General features: G+C 61.0%; 18 protein-coding genes. 7 read left to right on the plus strand and 11 right to left on the minus strand.

Translation table 11 applies throughout. The features are described 5' to 3' along the window. Positions 1-172: 172 nt before the first annotated feature. Positions 173-1,054 carry an Hsp33 family molecular chaperone HslO gene (hslO, locus tag ACKPCU_RS18155; RefSeq protein WP_321348848.1) on the minus strand — a complete coding sequence of 294 codons (882 nt, stop codon included), beginning with the start codon at positions 1,052-1,054 and terminating at the stop codon, positions 173-175. Between the two features lie 32 nt (positions 1,055-1,086). Then, entirely contained in the window at positions 1,087-1,494 is a 408-nt protein-coding gene (locus ACKPCU_RS18160; RefSeq protein WP_321348849.1) for an RNA-binding S4 domain-containing protein, read from the minus strand. A gap of 102 nt (positions 1,495-1,596) precedes the next feature. Between ACKPCU_RS18160 and rimB the strand changes: the two genes are divergently transcribed. Further along, positions 1,597-2,058, plus strand: a complete 462-nt coding sequence (gene rimB / locus ACKPCU_RS18165) for a retropepsin-like aspartic endopeptidase RimB (protein WP_321348850.1) — start codon at positions 1,597-1,599, stop codon at positions 2,056-2,058. A 54-nt stretch (positions 2,059-2,112) separates the two neighbouring features. Beyond that, positions 2,113-3,018 carry a 30S ribosomal protein S6--L-glutamate ligase gene (rimK, locus tag ACKPCU_RS18170; RefSeq protein ID WP_104738833.1) on the plus strand — a complete coding sequence of 302 codons (906 nt, stop codon included), beginning with the start codon at positions 2,113-2,115 and terminating at the stop codon, positions 3,016-3,018. A 224-nt stretch (positions 3,019-3,242) separates the two neighbouring features. Here rimK and yrfG read toward each other — a convergent pair whose 3' ends face one another. Next, on the minus strand, positions 3,243-3,917 hold the full coding sequence (gene yrfG / locus ACKPCU_RS18175; RefSeq protein ID WP_321348852.1) for a GMP/IMP nucleotidase: 675 nt from the start codon (positions 3,915-3,917) through the stop codon (positions 3,243-3,245). 242 nt (positions 3,918-4,159) lie between these two features. Here yrfG and nudE point away from each other — a divergent pair, with 242 nt between their 5' ends. Further along, positions 4,160-4,726 carry an ADP compounds hydrolase NudE gene (gene nudE / locus ACKPCU_RS18180; RefSeq protein WP_104738831.1) on the plus strand — a complete coding sequence of 189 codons (567 nt, stop codon included), beginning with the start codon at positions 4,160-4,162 and terminating at the stop codon, positions 4,724-4,726. 10 nt (positions 4,727-4,736) lie between these two features. After that, positions 4,737-5,384, plus strand: a complete 648-nt coding sequence (gene msrA / locus ACKPCU_RS18185; protein ID WP_104738830.1) for a peptide-methionine (S)-S-oxide reductase MsrA — start codon at positions 4,737-4,739, stop codon at positions 5,382-5,384. Positions 5,385-5,393: 9 nt separating this feature from the next. On the opposite strand, the gene ACKPCU_RS18190 is transcribed toward msrA, so the two are convergent. Next, positions 5,394-6,902 (minus strand): HDOD domain-containing protein, encoded by a 1,509-nt coding sequence (locus tag ACKPCU_RS18190; RefSeq protein WP_321348855.1) that lies wholly within the window; start codon positions 6,900-6,902, stop codon positions 5,394-5,396. A 127-nt stretch (positions 6,903-7,029) separates the two neighbouring features. On the opposite strand from ACKPCU_RS18190, the gene ACKPCU_RS18195 reads away from it, so the two are divergent. Continuing rightward, positions 7,030-7,776 carry a helix-turn-helix transcriptional regulator gene (locus tag ACKPCU_RS18195; protein ID WP_321348858.1) on the plus strand — a complete coding sequence of 249 codons (747 nt, stop codon included), beginning with the start codon at positions 7,030-7,032 and terminating at the stop codon, positions 7,774-7,776. Between the two features lie 96 nt (positions 7,777-7,872). Beyond that, the gene (locus ACKPCU_RS18200; protein WP_321348859.1) at positions 7,873-8,739 is read left to right on the plus strand and encodes a DMT family transporter; all 867 of its coding nucleotides are present in this window, start codon (positions 7,873-7,875) and stop codon (positions 8,737-8,739) included. Between the two features lie 3 nt (positions 8,740-8,742). Here the strand turns inward: ACKPCU_RS18200 and ACKPCU_RS18205 are convergent, their stop codons facing one another. Genes ACKPCU_RS18205 through ACKPCU_RS18220 form a run of 4 tightly spaced genes read right to left on the minus strand, consistent with a single transcriptional unit; the run spans position 8,743 to position 10,913 of the window. Continuing rightward, complete coding sequence (locus ACKPCU_RS18205) at positions 8,743-9,900, minus strand: AI-2E family transporter (RefSeq protein ID WP_321348861.1); 1,158 nt, start codon at positions 9,898-9,900, stop codon at positions 8,743-8,745. Beyond that, on the minus strand, positions 9,897-10,169 hold the full coding sequence (locus tag ACKPCU_RS18210) for a hypothetical protein (protein ID WP_321348863.1): 273 nt from the start codon (positions 10,167-10,169) through the stop codon (positions 9,897-9,899). Before ACKPCU_RS18210 ends, ACKPCU_RS18205 begins: the two co-directional genes overlap by 4 nt. Next, positions 10,138-10,626 (minus strand): hypothetical protein, encoded by a 489-nt coding sequence (locus ACKPCU_RS18215; protein WP_321348865.1) that lies wholly within the window; start codon positions 10,624-10,626, stop codon positions 10,138-10,140. The genes ACKPCU_RS18210 and ACKPCU_RS18215 overlap by 32 nt, the downstream gene beginning before the upstream one ends. After that, positions 10,623-10,913, minus strand: coding sequence for a hypothetical protein (locus ACKPCU_RS18220; RefSeq protein WP_104738825.1), 291 nt, complete (start codon positions 10,911-10,913; stop codon positions 10,623-10,625). Before ACKPCU_RS18220 ends, ACKPCU_RS18215 begins: the two co-directional genes overlap by 4 nt. A gap of 298 nt (positions 10,914-11,211) precedes the next feature. On the opposite strand from ACKPCU_RS18220, the gene ACKPCU_RS18225 reads away from it, so the two are divergent. After that, positions 11,212-12,390 (plus strand): saccharopine dehydrogenase family protein, encoded by a 1,179-nt coding sequence (locus tag ACKPCU_RS18225; protein WP_321348874.1) that lies wholly within the window; start codon positions 11,212-11,214, stop codon positions 12,388-12,390. Positions 12,391-12,459: 69 nt separating this feature from the next. Here ACKPCU_RS18225 and ACKPCU_RS18230 read toward each other — a convergent pair whose 3' ends face one another. The 3 genes from ACKPCU_RS18230 to ACKPCU_RS18240 all read right to left on the minus strand — a co-directional run bounded on the left by ACKPCU_RS18230 (position 12,460) and on the right by ACKPCU_RS18240 (position 16,769). Next, a complete protein-coding gene (locus ACKPCU_RS18230; RefSeq protein ID WP_321348876.1) occupies positions 12,460-13,302 on the minus strand; it encodes a 23S rRNA (adenine(2030)-N(6))-methyltransferase RlmJ in 843 nt (280 codons plus the stop codon). A 191-nt stretch (positions 13,303-13,493) separates the two neighbouring features. Further along, complete coding sequence (gene tfpB, locus ACKPCU_RS18235; protein WP_321348878.1) at positions 13,494-15,293, minus strand: type IV pilus assembly ATPase TfpB; 1,800 nt, start codon at positions 15,291-15,293, stop codon at positions 13,494-13,496. A 72-nt stretch (positions 15,294-15,365) separates the two neighbouring features. Then, a complete protein-coding gene (locus tag ACKPCU_RS18240; protein ID WP_321348880.1) occupies positions 15,366-16,769 on the minus strand; it encodes a CYTH domain-containing protein in 1,404 nt (467 codons plus the stop codon). Between the last annotated feature and the right edge of the window lie 126 nt (positions 16,770-16,895).

Consider the following 16,895-nt stretch of genomic DNA (forward strand, 5'->3'; position numbering starts at 1 on the left):
CAGGGTCCTCTTCGACTTTGACCGAATATATCTATCTAAAGACCGACCGATTCGGCCTAAGTCCGTGGGGGTTCAGGTTGGTATTCGTCCAGTGACTCAGCGCGGACTCAGCGCGCAGGCGCGCCATTATGCCAAAAAAAAGACAAAGTCGCTAAGCCTGAACCGTTCTCGTTTAGTGCAAACCCTTCGCATGCTCAGCCGCAGCAGCAAAAAGCGCATGCACGGCAGGCTCGTCAAAACGATAACGGCTATTGCAAAACTGGCAGTCCACGGTGATCTCACCGCCCTGCTCCTCAAGCAGCGCAAGGACATCCTCTTGCCCAAGGCTGACCAACGCGTTGCCGGAACGCTCGACCGAACAACTGCATTCAAAGTGCACCGGCTGCGCGTCAAACAGTCGCACCTCTTCCTGGTGATAGAGGCGATGCAGCAGGGTTTCGTTGTCCAGACCGATCAGTTCTTCTGCGGTAATGGTGTCAGCCAGCACATTCAGATGAGACCAGGTATCGGCGCGCTCCTGCTCGTCCTTTTGCCGGTCGGCCGGCAGCGCCTGCAACAGAAAACCGCGGGCAACACGACCATCTGCATGCAGGCGGAATTGGGTCGGCAACTGCTCGGAATTGGCAAAATAGCTGCCCAGTGACTCTGCCAACGAGCCCCCTTCCAGCGACACAATGCCCTGATAGCGCTGACCGTTATCCGGGTCGATGGTGATTGCCAGCACGCCGTCAGGCATCAGCTCCGCCAGTGTTTCACCGCTCAGATCGTCGGCGTAACGGGCAATGCCGCGCACGCCCTGCTTGCTGGAACACTCAACCATCAAGGTGGAGAGCGGGCCACTGGAGCGGGCCTGGAGAATCAGCAGGCCATCAAACTTGATGGTGGTCGACAGCAGCACCGCGGCTGCCAGCATTTCACCCAGCAGTGCCTGTACCGGCTGCGGATAGGGGTGCTTGGCGAGGATTTCGCGGTAGCTCTGATCGGCGGACACCAGCTCGCCGCGCACGTCGGCGTTTTCAAACAGAAAGCGTTGGGTAATGTCCTGAGCGGCCATGATGCACCTTCAAAAAGCCGCGATTATAGCAATCAGTCCCCGGCCGGTGTATTACGTTCATCGCGAAAACGAAAGATCTGACGGCGCTGCTTCTTACTCGGCCGACCGTCACTGATCTGCCCGCCGGCACCCAGCGCCTTGCGCTGCGCTGCGGCGGCCTCGCGTGCAGCAATGCTCTGTTCGCTTTCGCGATAGAGCAACTGCGCTTCAGGAGCACCACGGCGTTGCTCGGACAACACCAGCACCTCGACCACTTTCTGGTCCAGCCCCTGGCGAATACTCAATATATCGCCAACACGGATTTCCTTGCTGGCCTTGCAACGCTCACCGGCGCATTGCACCTTACCCCCTTCGATAGCGGTCTTGGCCAACGAACGGGTCTTGAAAAAACGGGCCGCCCAGAGCCATTTATCCAGGCGAATTTTGCCTTCTTGCTGCATCAGGTTTGTACTCCTCTCGCAGGCGCACTATAACAGGCTTGTCGAAACCCGAGACTTGCAGCATGATGCGCGCCGAATGCCCCCGGGGCTGGAGATACCGCTGTGAAAACCTTTGATCATCTGAGCGTGATCGGCCTGCGAGAGTGGGTCGCGCTGCCCGAACTCGGCATCAGCCAGATGATCGCCAAGATCGACAGCGGGGCCAAGACCTCGGCACTGCATGCCAGCAACATCAGCACCTTCACACGCAACAACCAGACCTGGGTACGCTTTGATGCGCATATCGGCAGCCGCACCCGTCAGCACACCCGGACCTGTGAAGCCCTACTGATCGACCTGAAACGAATCAAGAGTTCCAATGGTCAGATGCAGGAACGGCACGTCATCCGCACGCCACTGCTGCTGGGCGACAAGTGCTGGGATGTGGAGTTCACCCTGACCTGCCGCAAAGCCATGCGCTATCGCATGCTGATCGGCTGCACGGCGATGCAGGACGCACAACTGGTGATCAACCCGGGCCTGCGCTTCGTTCAGGAAAAGCCCCTGTTCGAAACACCCTGCTAAGCACACTACCCTTACCCCCCCATCAATGCGCCTTTCAGCGTCAAGGGACCCAGAATGAAAATTGCGATTCTGTCGCGTAACGCCAATTTGTACTCCACCCGCCGGTTAATCGAGGCGGCGACAGAACGTGGCCATGAGGTGCGCGTCATCGACACCCTGCGCGCCTACATGAACATCGCCAGCCACAAGCCGTCGATTCACTACAAGGGCGAGGAGCTGGAAGGCTTCGACGCGGTGATTCCGCGTATCGGCGCCTCTATCACCTTCTACGGCACTGCAGTACTTCGCCAGTTCGAGATGATGGGCGTGTTCCCACTCAACGAGTCAGTTGCCATCAGCCGCTCGCGCGACAAGCTACGCTCGCTGCAATTGCTGGCCCGCAAGGGCGTGGGCCTGCCGGTCACCGGCTTCGCCCACTCCCCAGACGACATTCCGGACCTGATCAGCATGGTTGGCGGCGCTCCGCTGGTGATCAAACTGCTGGAAGGTACTCAGGGTATCGGTGTGGTGCTGTGTGAAACCGAAAAGGCCGCAGAGTCAGTGCTCGAAGCCTTTATGGGCCTGAAGGCCAACATCATGGTGCAGGAGTACATCCGCGAGGCCGGGGGTGCCGATATTCGCTGCCTGGTGGTTGGCGACAAGGTCATCGCGGCGATGAAACGCCAGGCCAAGCCAGGCGAATTTCGCTCCAACCTGCACCGCGGCGGCAGCGCCAGTCTGATCAAAATCACGCCAGAGGAACGCATGACCGCAGTGCGCGCCGCCAAAGTCATGGGCCTGAGCGTGGCCGGGGTCGACATCCTGCGCTCCAACCACGGCCCTGTCGTAATGGAAGTGAACTCTTCCCCAGGTCTGGAAGGCATCGAAAGCACCACCGGCAAAGACGTCGCCGGCCTAATTATTGACTACATCGAGAAAAACGCCCGACCCAACCAGACCCGCACCAAGGGGAAGGGCTAGCGGCCGCTAGAAGCTGCAAGGCGGATGGCCGCCCCCCCTGCACGCGTAATCAGGGTGGATTCGGCGCCGAGGCTATCACGTGTTTCCAAACGCTATTTGCTGCGATGCGCAGCCAAAAGAAAACCCGCGCGACAGGACACCTCACGGGGTTTTCTTGCAGCTTGCAGCTTGCAGCTTGCGGCTTGCGGCTTGCGGCTTGCGGCTTGCGGCTTGGAGCTGCCGACTCAGCCCGCGTTCGCGCGGGTGATGGCGGCAGCCAACTCCGCGTAATCCTCCACCGCCTCAAACTCCTCCGTATCGCGTCGCGCGCCACGACTGTCGGGCTCCCGCACCGCCAGCAGATGGGCGATACCATACTCACGGGCCGACCGCAGCACACTGAGGCTGTCGTCGATAAACAGCGTACGCTCGGGGTCGAACGACATATCAGCCTGCAGGGCATGCCAGAACGCCTGCGTCTCCTTGGGATAGCCGTAATCGTGGGAACTGATCAGCCGTTGGAACCAAGTGCGCAGCTCAACCCGCTCCATCTTCAGCGACAATGAATCGCGGTGGGCATTGGTGATCAGCACTACTTGCCGGCCGCTGCGTTGCAGTGCCTGCAGAAAGGTATCGGCATCAGGACGCAAACTGATCAGGTGTGCGATTTCGCGCTTGAGTTCGACAATCGGCAGCCCCAGCTCGCGGGTCCAGTAGTCCAAGCAGTACCAATCCAGCTGGCCCTGAATGGCATTCATCATGGCGTACAGTTCCGTTTTGGCCCAGTCAACCGACTGACCATGATGGCGGGCATAGCAGACAGGCATATGTTCCAGCCAGAAGTGGTTGTCGAAGTGCAGATCAAGCAGGGTGCCGTCCATATCGAGCAGCACGGTATCAATTGTGTTCCAGTTGAGCATCGGCGGTTGGGCTTGGGCTAGAGGTGAGGCTATGATACCAAGGGAAGCGCTGATTAACTCCACAGACTCACTGCGAGTACTCAGGCATGCAGCTACAAGGCGCGGTTCACAGCTGATAGGGCGCTATTGGCAGGAGGCGCAAAGCGGCAGATGCATGCTTGAGTGCCTGCCCTGAGCGCCAGATAGCATTTGGCTCTTAATCGGCGCTCGCCACGCAACAGGTTGATCAACACGGAGCCCTCATGCCGCAGAAGCCGCAAACGCTGGAAGCAAAAATTGTCGCCAAGAGTCGTCTGTTCACTGTTGAGCAGGTTCAGCTGCGCTTCAGCAACGGCGTAGAACGCACCTACGAGCGACTGGTCAACAAGGGTCAAGGTTATGGCGCCGTCATGGTTGTGGCTATGCAGGATGCGCGCACGGCGCTGCTGATTGAGGAATACTGCGGCGGCACCGATGATTACCAGCTGTCGTTGCCAAAGGGTCTGGTCGAGCCGGGTGAGGATGTGCTGGAAGCCGCCAACCGCGAATTGATGGAAGAAGCCGGCTTTGGTGCCGAACAACTGGAGTTCCTCACGCACCTGTCACTCTCACCGGGCTACATGAGCCAGAAGATCGCGGTGGTGCTGGCCCGCAACCTGTACGAAAAACGTCTGCCGGGCGATGAGCCGGAGCCAATCAGGGTCGACCAGATCGACCTGTACGAACTCAGCGAGCTGACCGCCCGCAGTAATTTCACCGAAGGCCGCGCGCTGGCTGCTCTATATCTGGTGCGCGACTTACTGGAGCAGCGCGGCGAACTGCAACGCTGACGGAGGCAACATGTTCTTCCAACGCATGCCTGAGCATAAGCTACGCCTGCCAACCGCCGACGAGGCGCTGCCCGGCCGCGACACGCCGATCCCTGCCAGCCAAACCACCCATAGCGTGCTCGGCACGCCGCTGCATGGGCCCTTCCCCGAGCAGATGCAGACGCTGATTGTTGGTCTTGGCTGTTTCTGGGGCGCCGAGCGACGCTTCTGGCAGGTACCGGGCGTCTACAGCACCGCAGTCGGCTACGCCGGCGGCCTGACGCCCAACCCGACCTACGAGGAAGTCTGTTCAGGTATGACCGGCCACAACGAGGTCGTGCTGGTGGTGTTCGATCCAGACGCGGTGTCACTGCAGCAACTGCTGAAGGTGTTCTGGGAGTCGCACAATCCTACCCAGGGCATGCGCCAGGGGAACGACCAGGGCACCCAGTACCGCTCCGGCATCTATGTCAGCGACATGGCCCAGCGTGCCCTCGCCGAGGCCAGCAAGGCCAACTACGCTGACGCGTTGCAGCAGGCAGGTCTGGAAGAAATCACCACTGAAATCCTGCCTGCGCCGACCTTTTACTACGCCGAGGACTATCACCAGCAATACCTGGCCAAGAATCCCGGCGGTTACTGCGGTCTGGGCGGCACCGGCGTCTGCCTGCCCGGCTGAGCTGCAGGCTCAGCGCTGACTGAGCCGCTGCAGACAGAGCCCGGTCAACTCGGCAAAGCGCTTAAAGGTGGCCAGCTGACTGGCGCTCAGCTCACGACCAGACAAGCGCATGTCACCATACAGCACCCCCACCCGCCGGCTGCCGGCGACCACTGGCGCGACCGCAAACGGGCCGCTGCCGACCAATTCAACGACTGCTGGCGTTACCAACTGCTGCAGGCCGCCACTGTTCGAGCTATCGAGCCACAGACAATCACGCTGCTCAAGCGCATGAGTGAACACCTGCGGTGCGCTGTCAGCGGAGGGCAGTGAAAAGGTCTCACGCCAGCGCTGAGTACCCTTGCCGATTGCCGCGCGTACCCGGAACTGTGTCTGCTTTTCAGCGAGCACCATCAGCGCGACCCGCTCGATACCCGCCCCCCGATGCAGCCCCTGCATGACTGTGTGAAGAATGGTATCGACATCCATCGGCGCACGTACCATCAACTTGAGGTGATCAATCGACAGCTTGAGCATTTCCCGGTTCGGCTGCAGCAGTGGTTCGGCCTCACCCTCTAACTTGCTCTCTGTGGATGGTTCGTCGGCAGAGGGCACCTGCGGCACCACCTCCATCTGCAATAGCGCAGAGAGGTCCAGCGGCAGATCATCCGCCCGCGGAATCCACTGCTGCAAATCAGCATTGGAGCAGGTACCGGCGATGCGGACTGCTTCCTGGCCACTGCCAACCAGTTGCTGCCAAGCGTGCTCGGCGTCTGTGCCAATCAGCTCCGCAACCGGTTCGATCAGCGCCTGCACCGACTCATGTGTCCAGCCGTCGGTCGCCACCCGCTCGGCCAGCTCGCTGCCCAAGGCCACCGCTCGTGCGGCCGGGCCATCACTACTGCGACTGGCCTGGATCAACTGGCCGATCTCTCCCATGTTCCAGGACTTGAGCAAACCCACGGTCAACTGGTCAAAGGTGACGCCAAGCTCTCGGCGCAGCAGCTTGTCCGGATCGACACCCGGCTCGCTCAGAGCGGTCACCAGGCGATCAGTCATCGAGCCGGCATGACTCCAGAACGCCAACTCGCCGATATGGCTAAGCAAGGTCGCGATGAAAACCTCTTCCTGCTGGCGTTGATTCAAATACTGCGCCATGTTGCGTGCCTGCACCGCGCCATGGAAGGAACGCGCCAACAGCGCTTGCAGCTGCTCGCGCGGGGAGTTTTTCAACAGGCCATCCAGCAGGCTGACCGACAGACCGATCATCCGTACCTGATCAAAGCCCACCACCACTACCGCACGCGACAGGGTCTTGATCACCTCACGACCAGGGTTGCAATAAACGCTGTTGCTGACCCGCAGCACCTTGGAGGCCAGCGCGGCATCACGCATCAACACCTCTGTCAGTTGGGCAACCGACGCGGTTTCCGACTGTGACAACCGCAACAGGTCGTGCACAACCACGGCCATGGCGGGCAGCTCGGCGCGATTCAGGCGTTCCAACCAGGAGCGCAGACCATGTGTTTCGTGCTTCAAATCAGTATTCCGGTCAGTGGATGGAACAGAGCCGAATGATACCAATATAGTATCAATCCTGGCAGCATCCCTGCCCCCTCGTCAGCCCGGTTTGTGCAACCCGGCGCGACTTCCATAGAATAGCCCGATGCCGACTACCCGCCTTGATATTCACCACTACTCGGACGCAGCCAACGCCCATGCACATGCGCATCAGGCGCAGCTGGTATTTGGACTGCACGGCACTCTGGAGCTCGAATTCAAGGATGACGGAGGCCAGGTACAGGCCGGACGTGTTGCCATCATCGCCCCGAACGACCGGCATGCCTTTTTCAGCCGGGACCAGGGCAATTGTCTGGTGCTGGATATCGCCCCCGATGCACCGCTTCCGGGCCTTGAGGGGCAGCGCGACAGCCAGCTGAGACTGCTGGACCATACTTCGCTACAGCCGCTTAATCCGGCCCAGACGCAACTGATCAGCAGCCTTGCCGGCCTGATCAGCAGTCAACCCTGGCTGGCCGACAACAGCGCCGCGCTGCTGCTCAACTCCCTACTTGGCCAGCCGACTGCTGAGCGCCGGCTGCCGCTCGCCCGCCTCAACACATTTATCGAAACCCAGATGGCACGTCCGTTGGGGGTTGAAGACCTCGCTCGGGTCTGCGGCCTCTCTGCGTCGCGCTTCAACTACTGGTGCCAGCGGGAACTCGGCTGTTCGCCGCTGGCCTACCTGCGCCAGCGGCGTCTGCAAAGAGCTCGGCAACTGCTTGCGCATGGCTGCCTGCCAATCAGCGAGATCGCTGTCCGTTGTGGCTACAGCAGCCAAAGCGCGTTTACCCAAGCCTTCAGCCGACGCTGGCAACTGTCGCCCAGTGCTCTGCGCAAGGGCGGCGACTAACCCAGCAGTATCGCGACAATATTCAGCAGTGGCACAACAGCAAAGGTTCTGCCCGCGCAGTACCATCCTGCTCAGCCATTATCCTCCGAGACCAGTATGACCAATCCGACCCACAACCGCGCCCTGCTCTACATGCATGTTGCTGCCCTGCTGTTCGGCCTGACCGGTATTTTCGGCAAGCTGGCCAGCACCACGCCCGATGCCATCGTGCTGGGGCGAGCGCTGTTTGCGGTCGTTGCGCTGGTCGTATTTGCCCGACTCGGCAGCCATCCGCTACTGCGCCAGCTCACGCCCCGGCACCTCGCCAGCCTGCTGATGTGCGGCGCCTTTCTGGCGATACACTGGCTGACGTTCTTTCATGCCATCAAGATTTCCGGCGTCGGCATTGCTACGCTGGGATTCGCCAGCTTCCCCGCCTTTGTGGTGATGCTGGAAGCGCTGTTCTGGCGCGAACATCCGAGCCGTCATGACCTGATCAAAGTCGGCCTGGTATGTGCAGGACTGCTGTTGATACCCGCCCAATTCAGCCTCGAAGCCGAAAACACGGAAGGGTTGCTGTGGGCAGTCCTGTCCGGCTTCTGCTTTGCCGCCGTTTCCGTCGGCAACCGCCTGACCAGCGGCCACCTGCATCCAGTGCAGATTGCCTGCTGGCAGAACCTGGTGGTATCGCTACTGGTGATCCCCACCGGCACACTGGCACTGGTGCAGATGCCAGCTCTGGACTGGCTGTGGATTGGCTTGCTGGGTGTGTTCTGTACCGGGTTGGCGCAGGTGCTGTTCGTCTCCAGCCTGCGTGTACTGAACGCTCGCACTGCGTCGCTATTCTTCGCACTGGAGCCGGTCTACGGCATTCTGATTGCGTGGTGGCTGTTCGCCGAACAGCCGACCCTGCGCATGCTGATCGGCGGGCTGTTGATCATCAGTGCAGTCTTGATGGTACGCCGCGCACCAACACCTGCCTGAGGGTCAAATAGGACTTTCGATCAGCTTCACCCAATGCTGCAGCAAATGCATGCGATCAGCCGCCAGCTTCAGGCAAACCAGCAACGGCACGGCTATCAGCACACCGACCACACCCCATAACCAGCCCCACAGGATCAGCCACAACATCAGTACCAGCGGATGCAGCCGCATGCGCTGGCCCAGTACCGTTGGAGTAACGAACTGCGCCTCGACCAGGTTGATGCCAAAGAACACCAGCGCCGGCAGCAGCGCATCGATGACGGGGCCGTATTGCACCATACCCGCCAGACACAGCACCAGCATGCCGATGATGGGACCAACGTAGGGAGCGAAGTTCAGCAAGCCGACCATGACCCCCCAAAGAAGCGCATCCTCCACGCCCATCAGGTGCAAAACCAGACCGGTCACGGTGCCCAGCAGCGTATTGATCAGGCTGACAGTCAGAATGTAGCGCGACAACTCCCGTTGCACCTGCTCCAGCAGGTCAGTTGCTGCCTGCTTGTCACGTACCTGCGGAAACACCTGAATAAAGGTGCTGTAGAGCGAAGGGCCGAAGATCAGCATGAATAGCACCAGCACCAGAAAGGTGAAAAACTGCGCCAGCACCGCCGGGGTTGCCCCAAGCGCCTTGACCATCACTTCCATGCCGCCCTGCATCACCCGGTCCGACAATCCCGTATCACTGCTCGCCGATGACGCCATTGCCGGTGCAGGTGCTTCCTCACGAAACCAGCCAAACAACTTGAAGCCCTTCTCTGGCTCAGCCTCCACACTCGACGACGCATCTGCCGGGCTCAGCTTGCGGCCGAAGGCATCCAGCTCATTAGATAACTGGGCAGACAGTTCAGGCAGGCGCTTCACCCACTTCTCCGCCGGTTCGGCGAGCTGCGAGCCCAGCAGCGTAAATGGCACGCCGATAGCAGTCAGCAACAGCAACGCCGACAGTGTGCGAGGTACATGAAAGCGCTTGAACACCGCGACCAGCGGGCTCAGCAACAGCGCGAACAATGCCGCGACAACAACAGGCAACACCAGCGTCTGGGCAAAATAGAGGGTATACAAACAGGCTAATGCCAACAGCCAGACCAGCGCCTGCTGGGTGGGTGAGCGGCGCACCGCGGGCATGCGCTCCTGCTCAGTCTGCTCCGGCGCCTCAGTCACAGCGGACTCCACAGACCGCGCGCCACTTGAAAGACATTTTGCACCAGTGGCAGCAGCCGCACCCCGGTCAGCCCCATTCCCCAGGTCCGGCTCGCACCAAGCCGCTGGGTCAATGCACCGGCGAGTGCACCGCTGCCAACCAGAACAACGGGGGGCAATTGAGCGAGCTGATGCCGCACCAGGGCGCCGCCCAGCTGCACAATTTCGATTCGTAGATTCAACTGGTGATCCAGCTGATCAATCTCTGCCATCAGTTGACGACGACTCATCATTTGCTCCCTGCATAAGACGTTTGACGTGCGCCTTGGTGCGACGAAAGCCCAGCGACTGCTGATAGACCCGCAGCTGCCGCACCAGCACAGCGATGCAGGCACCATGCAACACCAGCACCCCGCCCAGCGCTGCCGCGACCGAGCCGGCAGCCTGCCAGATCAACCAGCCAGCCAGCAGGCTGAACACCACCCAAGCGAACAGCATCAGTGGCACCAGCAACAGCCCCAACAGCAGTATTCGGCGTGCGTCGCCCAAGGTCAGCTGCAGCTCAAGTCGCAACATGGTCGCCACTTCACCACCAGCCGCCAGAATCTGCCTTAGCCAGGCCGCAGTATGATCGATCAGCTCCTCGACCGCTTTAATCGCGTCGGCGGAGACCTCGGGCGTATCCGCTCCGGGCTCCGCCGACCGCCCCTCGGACTTTGACGATAGGGGCTCTGCCTGCTCACTCATTTGCGCGAAAACAGCTGCGCCAGAACAAAGCCTGCAGCGAAGGCAACACCCAACGTGGCCAACGGCTTTTCACGCATATAGCTTGAAGCCTGATCGCCCAACGCCTCGGCCTTCTCGCGCCCCTTGAGCAGTTGCTCCAGCGCGTCGTGCTTAACATCCATACCTGCCGCCTGCGCGGCCGCCGTGAAATGGTTCCGCGCCTCCAGCAGCTTCTCGTAAGCTTCGCCGACAGCTGCCTTGCTGGCGGCCAGTTCCGCCTCTTTACCTGTGGTCTTTTCTGCTGCCATCTTGATCTCCTTGATCTATCTGGTATGCCAATTAACCCACCTACTATAGGCGGCGACGACATGCGCGTCATCGGCAAGATTTATTCGCCGTCATTCGCTGCGCCGAAACCCGCGTCTGGGCATTTACTCCACTTGCCGCGCAGGCGAGGCTTAACACCAACGGCGCTAGACGAGCGACCGATCTGTGCCAGACTGACTGCCACCATCGACATCGCCCGCTCTCAGAAGTGGGACTTGCGCTGAGCGGGCAAGTTCAGACTGACTGCCTCCCAGCCTTTCAAACAAAGAGGAGTACCCTATGAGCAGCACCCGCGAGTTCGACATCATCGTTTACGGTGCTACCGGTTATACCGGTCGCCTGGTAGCCGAATACCTGTGCCAGGAATACGGCAACGACAGCCAGCTGCGCTGGGCCATGGCCGGCCGCAGCCAAAGCAAGCTGGAAGCCGTACGCGATGAAATCGGCGCCCCGGCCAGCACTCCGTTGGTGGTGGCCGATACCAGCGACCTCGCCAGCCTGCAGGCCATGGTTGAGCGTACCAAAGTCGTTCTCACCACCGTCGGCCCCTACCAGCTCTACGGCCCGGAACTGGTGCGCATCTGCGCCGAAACCGGCACCGACTACGTGGACCTGTGCGGCGAGCCGGCCTGGATGCGGCAGATGATCGACGCCCACGGTGAGACCGCGAAACAGAGCGGCGCACGCATCGTCTTCTCCTGCGGGTTCGACTCCATCCCCTTCGATCTGGGGGTCTACTTCCTGCAACAGGCCGCGAAGGAGCAACTCGGCTGTGCGCTGCCGCGCGTCAAGGGTCGGGTACGCAAGATGAAGGGCACCTTCTCCGGCGGCACCGCAGCCAGCCTGAAGGCGACCATGGCAGCGGCCAAGGCCAACCCAGAGATATTCAAACTGCTGGCCAACCCGTTTGCCCTGACACCCGGCTTCACTGGCCCGGCGCAGCCCCCGGCTATGAAGCCCGAGTACGACGAATCACTGGGCAGCTGGGCAGCCCCGTTCATCATGGCTGCTATCAACACCCGTAACGTCCATCGCTCCAATGCGCTGCTGGGGCACGCCTACGGCGAAGACTTCGTCTACGACGAAATGCTGCTGACCGGCCCCGGCGAACAGGGCGAAGCCATCGCCAACACGGTTGCCGGCGACAAGTCACTGGCCAGCGATGATGCGCCAAAGCCGGGCGAAGGCCCGAGCAAGGAAGAGCGCGAAACCGGCTTCTACGATGTGCTGTTTATCGGCGAAGCTACCGACGGCCGGAGCCTGAAAGCCAGCGTTGCCGGCAAGCGTGACCCGGGCTACGGCTCAACCTCGCGCATGATCGCCGAAAGCGCGATCTGTCTGGTGCGCGACGCCACCGACACCCAGGGCGGTATCTGGACCACCGCGCCGGCGATGGGCGACAAACTGATCAAACGCCTGCAGGAACACGCTGGCCTGACCTTCAAGCTGGAGCCTTGATCACGCGGTACTCCAGGCGGGCGCGGTATGCCGCGCCCTTACACCAAATCGGCCCAGTGCGTGCTGCTCTCAGGGCGCCCCGGCGAGCCAATCCATCCGCCAGCTCCCGCTACCCGACTGGGCCAACTCCTGACTCAACCAGGGCAGCACCTGCTCCAGCTCCTCCCAGATCGGCCACGGCGGATTGATCAGCATCATGCCGGAACCGTTCAGACCCAACTGGTTGTCGACCGGACGCACATTCAGCTCAACTCGCAACGCCTTGGGCGCGCCGCTGTCAGCGATGCCCTGATAAAAGTCCTTGAGCAGACGCTGATCCTTGATCGGATACCAGATCGCAATCACGGTCTGGCGCATGCGGCTGATCGCCTGCGCGACACCGGCTACGCAACGCTCCAGGTCGTCGGTTTTCTCAAACGGCGGGTCCAGCAACCAGAGCGCACGCTTCTCCGGCACAGGCAAGAATGCCTTCGACAGCTCGTACCCGTTGCGCTGATGCACCGCCACATCCGGCTGACCAGCAAAGTGTTCACGCAGGGTTTCAGCGTCCTCCGGGTGCAGCTCGCTGACAATCATCCGGTCCTGCTCGCGCAGCAATTCGGCCATGATCTGCGGCGACCCCGGATACCAGCGCAGCGCACCGTCCGGGTTGTGACGGGCGACCGCGTCACGGTAGTCGGCCAGCCACAGCGGCAGATCGTCCCGCTGCCAGAGCCGGCCAATGCCGTCAACATACTCGCCGGTCTTGCCCGCCGCCTCTCCCTGTAGGTCATACAGTGCAGTGCCGGCGTGACTGTCAAGGCAGCACAGCGGCGTGTCCTTGCGCTGCATCAACACCAGCAGACGACGCAGCAGCGCATGTTTGAGGACATCGGCGTGGTTGCCGGCGTGATAACTGTGGCGGTAGTTCATGGGCGGTCCCGCGGAGATACGTGAGCGAAAGCGCGCATTCTAGCAGGCATCGCTCGGCGGGGTGCCGGCAAGGGCTCCCCGGCAGCAACCAGTCGCGCACAGGATCCATTCAAGCGGAGGGTCAGCGTCAACGCGACCTGCAGAGGTCAAGGAGGCGGTCGACTGATCAAGCCTGAAAGTGGGCGACACTCTCACCCTTGCTGGCTGTTCGGCGTCACTCGCAAAACTTCTTCGATCGTGGTCAGCCCGGCGCCAACCTTCTGCGCGCCCGACAAGCGCAAGCTGTGCATCCCTTCCTTGTAGGCTTGACGGCGCAGCTGCGCGACGTCGGTATCCTTGTGAATCAGCGCCTTGATGCCATCGCTCAGCATCATCAGCTCGTACACACCCGCACGACCGCGGTAGCCGGTTTCCCGGCATTCCAGGCAGCCCGCAGCATGCTGCGCCTGGGTTGGCAACGGCGCATTCCACGGCCGAGTCAGATCAACCCAGGCCTCCTCGTCCACCTGCGTCGGTGCCTTGCAGTGCGGACAGAGAGTCCGCACCAGACGCTGGGCCATCACCCCCAGGACCGTAGCCTTGATCAGATAGGGCGCAACGCCCAACTCAATCAGCCGACTGACTGCGCTGGGTGCATCGTTGGTATGCAGGGTCGACAACACCAGGTGCCCGGTGAGGGCGGCCTGAATCGCCATCTCGGCGGTTTCCAGGTCACGAATCTCGCCAACCATGATGATGTCCGGGTCCTGACGCATCAGCGCGCGCACACCGCTGGCAAAGTTGAGGTCGATGTTGTGCTGCACCTGCATCTGGTTGAAGCTGTCTTCAACCATCTCGATTGGGTCTTCGATAGTGCAGACATTCACCTGCGGGGTGGCCAGCTGTTTGAGGGTGGTATACAGCGTAGTGGTCTTGCCGGAGCCGGTTGGCCCGGTGACCAGCACAATGCCGTTGGGTTGACTGACCATCTGCTGCCAACGACGCTGGTCCTCAGTGGAAAACCCCAACTGATCGAAGCTGCGCAGCAGCACATCCGGGTCAAAGATCCGCATCACCATTTTTTCGCCAAAGGCGGTCGGCAGGGTCGAGAGCCGCAGCTCGACTTCATTGCCCTTCGGCGCCCGGGTCTTGATCCGGCCGTCCTGCGGCTTGCGCTTCTCGGCCACATTCATCCGGCCAAGGGTTTTCAACCGGCTAACCACCGCCATGGTGACCTGAATCGGAAATTGATAAACGGTGTGCAGCACGCCGTCGATGCGCAGACGCACGCAGCCGGACTCGCGCCGCGGCTCGATATGAATATCGCTGGCACGCTGCTCGAAGGCGTACTGGAACAGCCAGTCGACGATGTTGACCACATGGGCATCATTGGCATCCGGCTCCTGACTCATGCTACCAAGGTTAAGTAGCTGCTCGAAGTTGCCGACGCCGCTGGCCTTTTGATCTGTTGCGTTGGCGCCGGATACCGAGCGTGCCAGCCGATAGAACTCCACCGAATAACGCTGCAGATCCTCCGGATTGGCGATGACCCGACGGATCTCGCGCTTGAGCACGTGCCGTAGGTTATCTTCCCAGCCCTGAACAAAGGGTTGAGCGCTGGCGATCGTCACCTCGCGATCATTCACCTCCACAGCCAGAATTCGATGGCGCTGGGCAAAGGCAAAAGACATCAGTGGCGTCACCGCAGAGACGTTGATCTTCAACGGGTCGATCCGGTACCAGGGCTGGTCGCTCTCGCTGGCCAGCCAGCGGCTGAGACTGTCCAGATCCAGTTTTTTCCCGGGTCGCCCCAGGTCATCAACGTTCTGACCGGCGATAAATTCCAGCGGATGCAACTTGGCGGTATCACCTACGGCCGCTCGCCGCAGCGTAACCAGGTGGTCGGCGCTGTCCTGACTGATACGCCCCTGTGCCACCAGCGTGGTAAGAAAATCGCCCAGGTCCAGCGGCCGATCACTCCCCGGAATCGCCAGATCCGCCAACCTTTTCATATCCTGCTCCCCTGCCCCATCCGTTCTTTTGTGTCACGGCTGCGATCCGGCAGCCGCCTCGTTGCGATCTGCTCAGCTGTTCAGTTCACGCCAGGCGTTCAACCGGCGCACCCGCACACCCTGCTTGCGCAGCGCAGCCAACAGCGGCTCGCGCTGTTCAGCATCAATCTGCGGGTACTGTTCCAGCAACGCCTGCAGCTTGTTCAACTCACCAAACAACCGATCCGGTTCGGACACCTCAAGCCACTGACGAAACTGGGCCAGCAGCATGTGCAGCCGCCCCAGGCGGGGCAGTTGATCCAGCCACTCACTGACCATATGCTCGGAGTCGTTATTATGCGGCACGCGCAATTCCTGAATTTCCTTGCCGGTGGCGGCCAGCAACCAGCGCTCCAGGGTCAGGTTGGCCACCCGATCGCCGCGCGGTGGACGATTTTGCGTCCAGCGCCGCTGCTGCAGCCAGAGCGCCAGTTCGACGAACAATGCGCCCCAGCCCGGCTGCTCAAGCTGACGATCAAACTCAGCTTCCGCTGCGCGGCGTGCGGCTTCACCTTCGACGTCATCGGCCCAGCCCGCCAGCACCAGTGGCTGGAAAGCCGCCAGCAAGGTGTCCAACGGCCCAACGAAGGGGCTGGCAGCAGAGCGCGGCAAGGCCAGATCAAACACTGCGAAGGCGGAGCGCAGCTGCGCCAGCGCACCGGTCAGCTCGCGAAACAGCTTCCACTGATGGGCATAGCGATACTGTTCAGCCAAACGCTGTACGCGGCCCAGCAACTGACTGACCAGCTCGGCAATGACCTCGTCGACCGGCGTATCGGCTTGCCACTGTGGCTGATCCAGGCGCAGATTAAAGCTGCGCGCATCAAACAATCGATAGCCACGCTCGGCCTTGCTGATGTCACACGGCATCAACGGCAGTTCCTGTGTCAGCGTATGCGCCAACTCCAACAGCGCAACTGCCGGCCCCTGGCGGACTTCCAGTTCGAGCTCGCTGATCGGCTCGCTACCACTGTCGGTACGCACCTCACCCTCATCCAGCGCGGCCTCGACTTCTACAATTTCCCCCTCACGCTCCCAGCGCAGCAATGCGCGGGTGCGCTGAAAGTCGGTGGTAAAGACCGGCTGCAGGGTCTGCTTGTCGAGTTCGGCCAGCTCCGCAGGCCAGCAATTGTCATCCAGCAGCGACAGATCCAGTGCGTCGCTCTTCAGATACCAATCCCATTCGTTGCGCTCCGACAGGCCAGCAACACTCTGCCCGCGGCTTTTCAACGTCTGGATATAGGTATCGCCATCACGACGCAGTCGCAACGCCACCCGGGCGCCAGCCAGATCCCGATCGGCAGTGTCGTAGTACTGGTTATAAAGGGGACCGCTCTGCCATTCACCCTGCCGACGCTCGTTAAGCAACGGATGGGCGCGCAGCACTTTCAGCACCTCGGCACTGGCGCGCAGCTTGATTTCAGTTTCTTTGACCATGTGACATTCTCGACAGCACCGGCGGCAACCGCAGCCACCGGTGAAAAGTGTTCAATTGTTTTCAATTTGGTGACGACCGCAGGCTCAGCACCTATACTTTGCGGCCTCAATTCCAGCGGGAGGCGT

This window comes from Halopseudomonas oceani (assembly GCF_963677335.1).
Classification (GTDB): domain Bacteria; phylum Pseudomonadota; class Gammaproteobacteria; order Pseudomonadales; family Pseudomonadaceae; genus Halopseudomonas; species Halopseudomonas oceani.

What these genes read in the sequence shown, in the direction of transcription:
- ACKPCU_RS18200 (WP_321348859.1), top strand. Translation starts at nt 7,873, where the DNA reads ATGACCAATCCGACCCACAACCGCGCCCTGCTCTACATGCATGTTGCT.
- nudE (WP_104738831.1), top strand. Translation starts at nt 4,160, where the DNA reads ATGCCGCAGAAGCCGCAAACGCTGGAAGCAAAAATTGTCGCCAAGAGT.
- ACKPCU_RS18220 (WP_104738825.1), bottom strand. Translation starts at nt 10,913, where the DNA reads ATGGCAGCAGAAAAGACCACAGGTAAAGAGGCGGAACTGGCCGCCAGC.
- ACKPCU_RS18215 (WP_321348865.1), bottom strand. Translation starts at nt 10,626, where the DNA reads ATGAGTGAGCAGGCAGAGCCCCTATCGTCAAAGTCCGAGGGGCGGTCG.
- ACKPCU_RS18160 (WP_321348849.1), bottom strand. Translation starts at nt 1,494, where the DNA reads ATGCAGCAAGAAGGCAAAATTCGCCTGGATAAATGGCTCTGGGCGGCC.
- ACKPCU_RS18210 (WP_321348863.1), bottom strand. Translation starts at nt 10,169, where the DNA reads ATGAGTCGTCGTCAACTGATGGCAGAGATTGATCAGCTGGATCACCAG.
- ACKPCU_RS18230 (WP_321348876.1), bottom strand. Translation starts at nt 13,302, where the DNA reads ATGAACTACCGCCACAGTTATCACGCCGGCAACCACGCCGATGTCCTC.
- hslO (WP_321348848.1), bottom strand. Translation starts at nt 1,054, where the DNA reads ATGGCCGCTCAGGACATTACCCAACGCTTTCTGTTTGAAAACGCCGAC.
- yrfG (WP_321348852.1), bottom strand. Translation starts at nt 3,917, where the DNA reads ATGCTCAACTGGAACACAATTGATACCGTGCTGCTCGATATGGACGGC.
- rimK (WP_104738833.1), top strand. Translation starts at nt 2,113, where the DNA reads ATGAAAATTGCGATTCTGTCGCGTAACGCCAATTTGTACTCCACCCGC.
- ACKPCU_RS18240 (WP_321348880.1), bottom strand. Translation starts at nt 16,769, where the DNA reads ATGGTCAAAGAAACTGAAATCAAGCTGCGCGCCAGTGCCGAGGTGCTG.
- ACKPCU_RS18195 (WP_321348858.1), top strand. Translation starts at nt 7,030, where the DNA reads ATGCCGACTACCCGCCTTGATATTCACCACTACTCGGACGCAGCCAAC.
- tfpB (WP_321348878.1), bottom strand. Translation starts at nt 15,293, where the DNA reads ATGAAAAGGTTGGCGGATCTGGCGATTCCGGGGAGTGATCGGCCGCTG.
- msrA (WP_104738830.1), top strand. Translation starts at nt 4,737, where the DNA reads ATGTTCTTCCAACGCATGCCTGAGCATAAGCTACGCCTGCCAACCGCC.
- ACKPCU_RS18225 (WP_321348874.1), top strand. Translation starts at nt 11,212, where the DNA reads ATGAGCAGCACCCGCGAGTTCGACATCATCGTTTACGGTGCTACCGGT.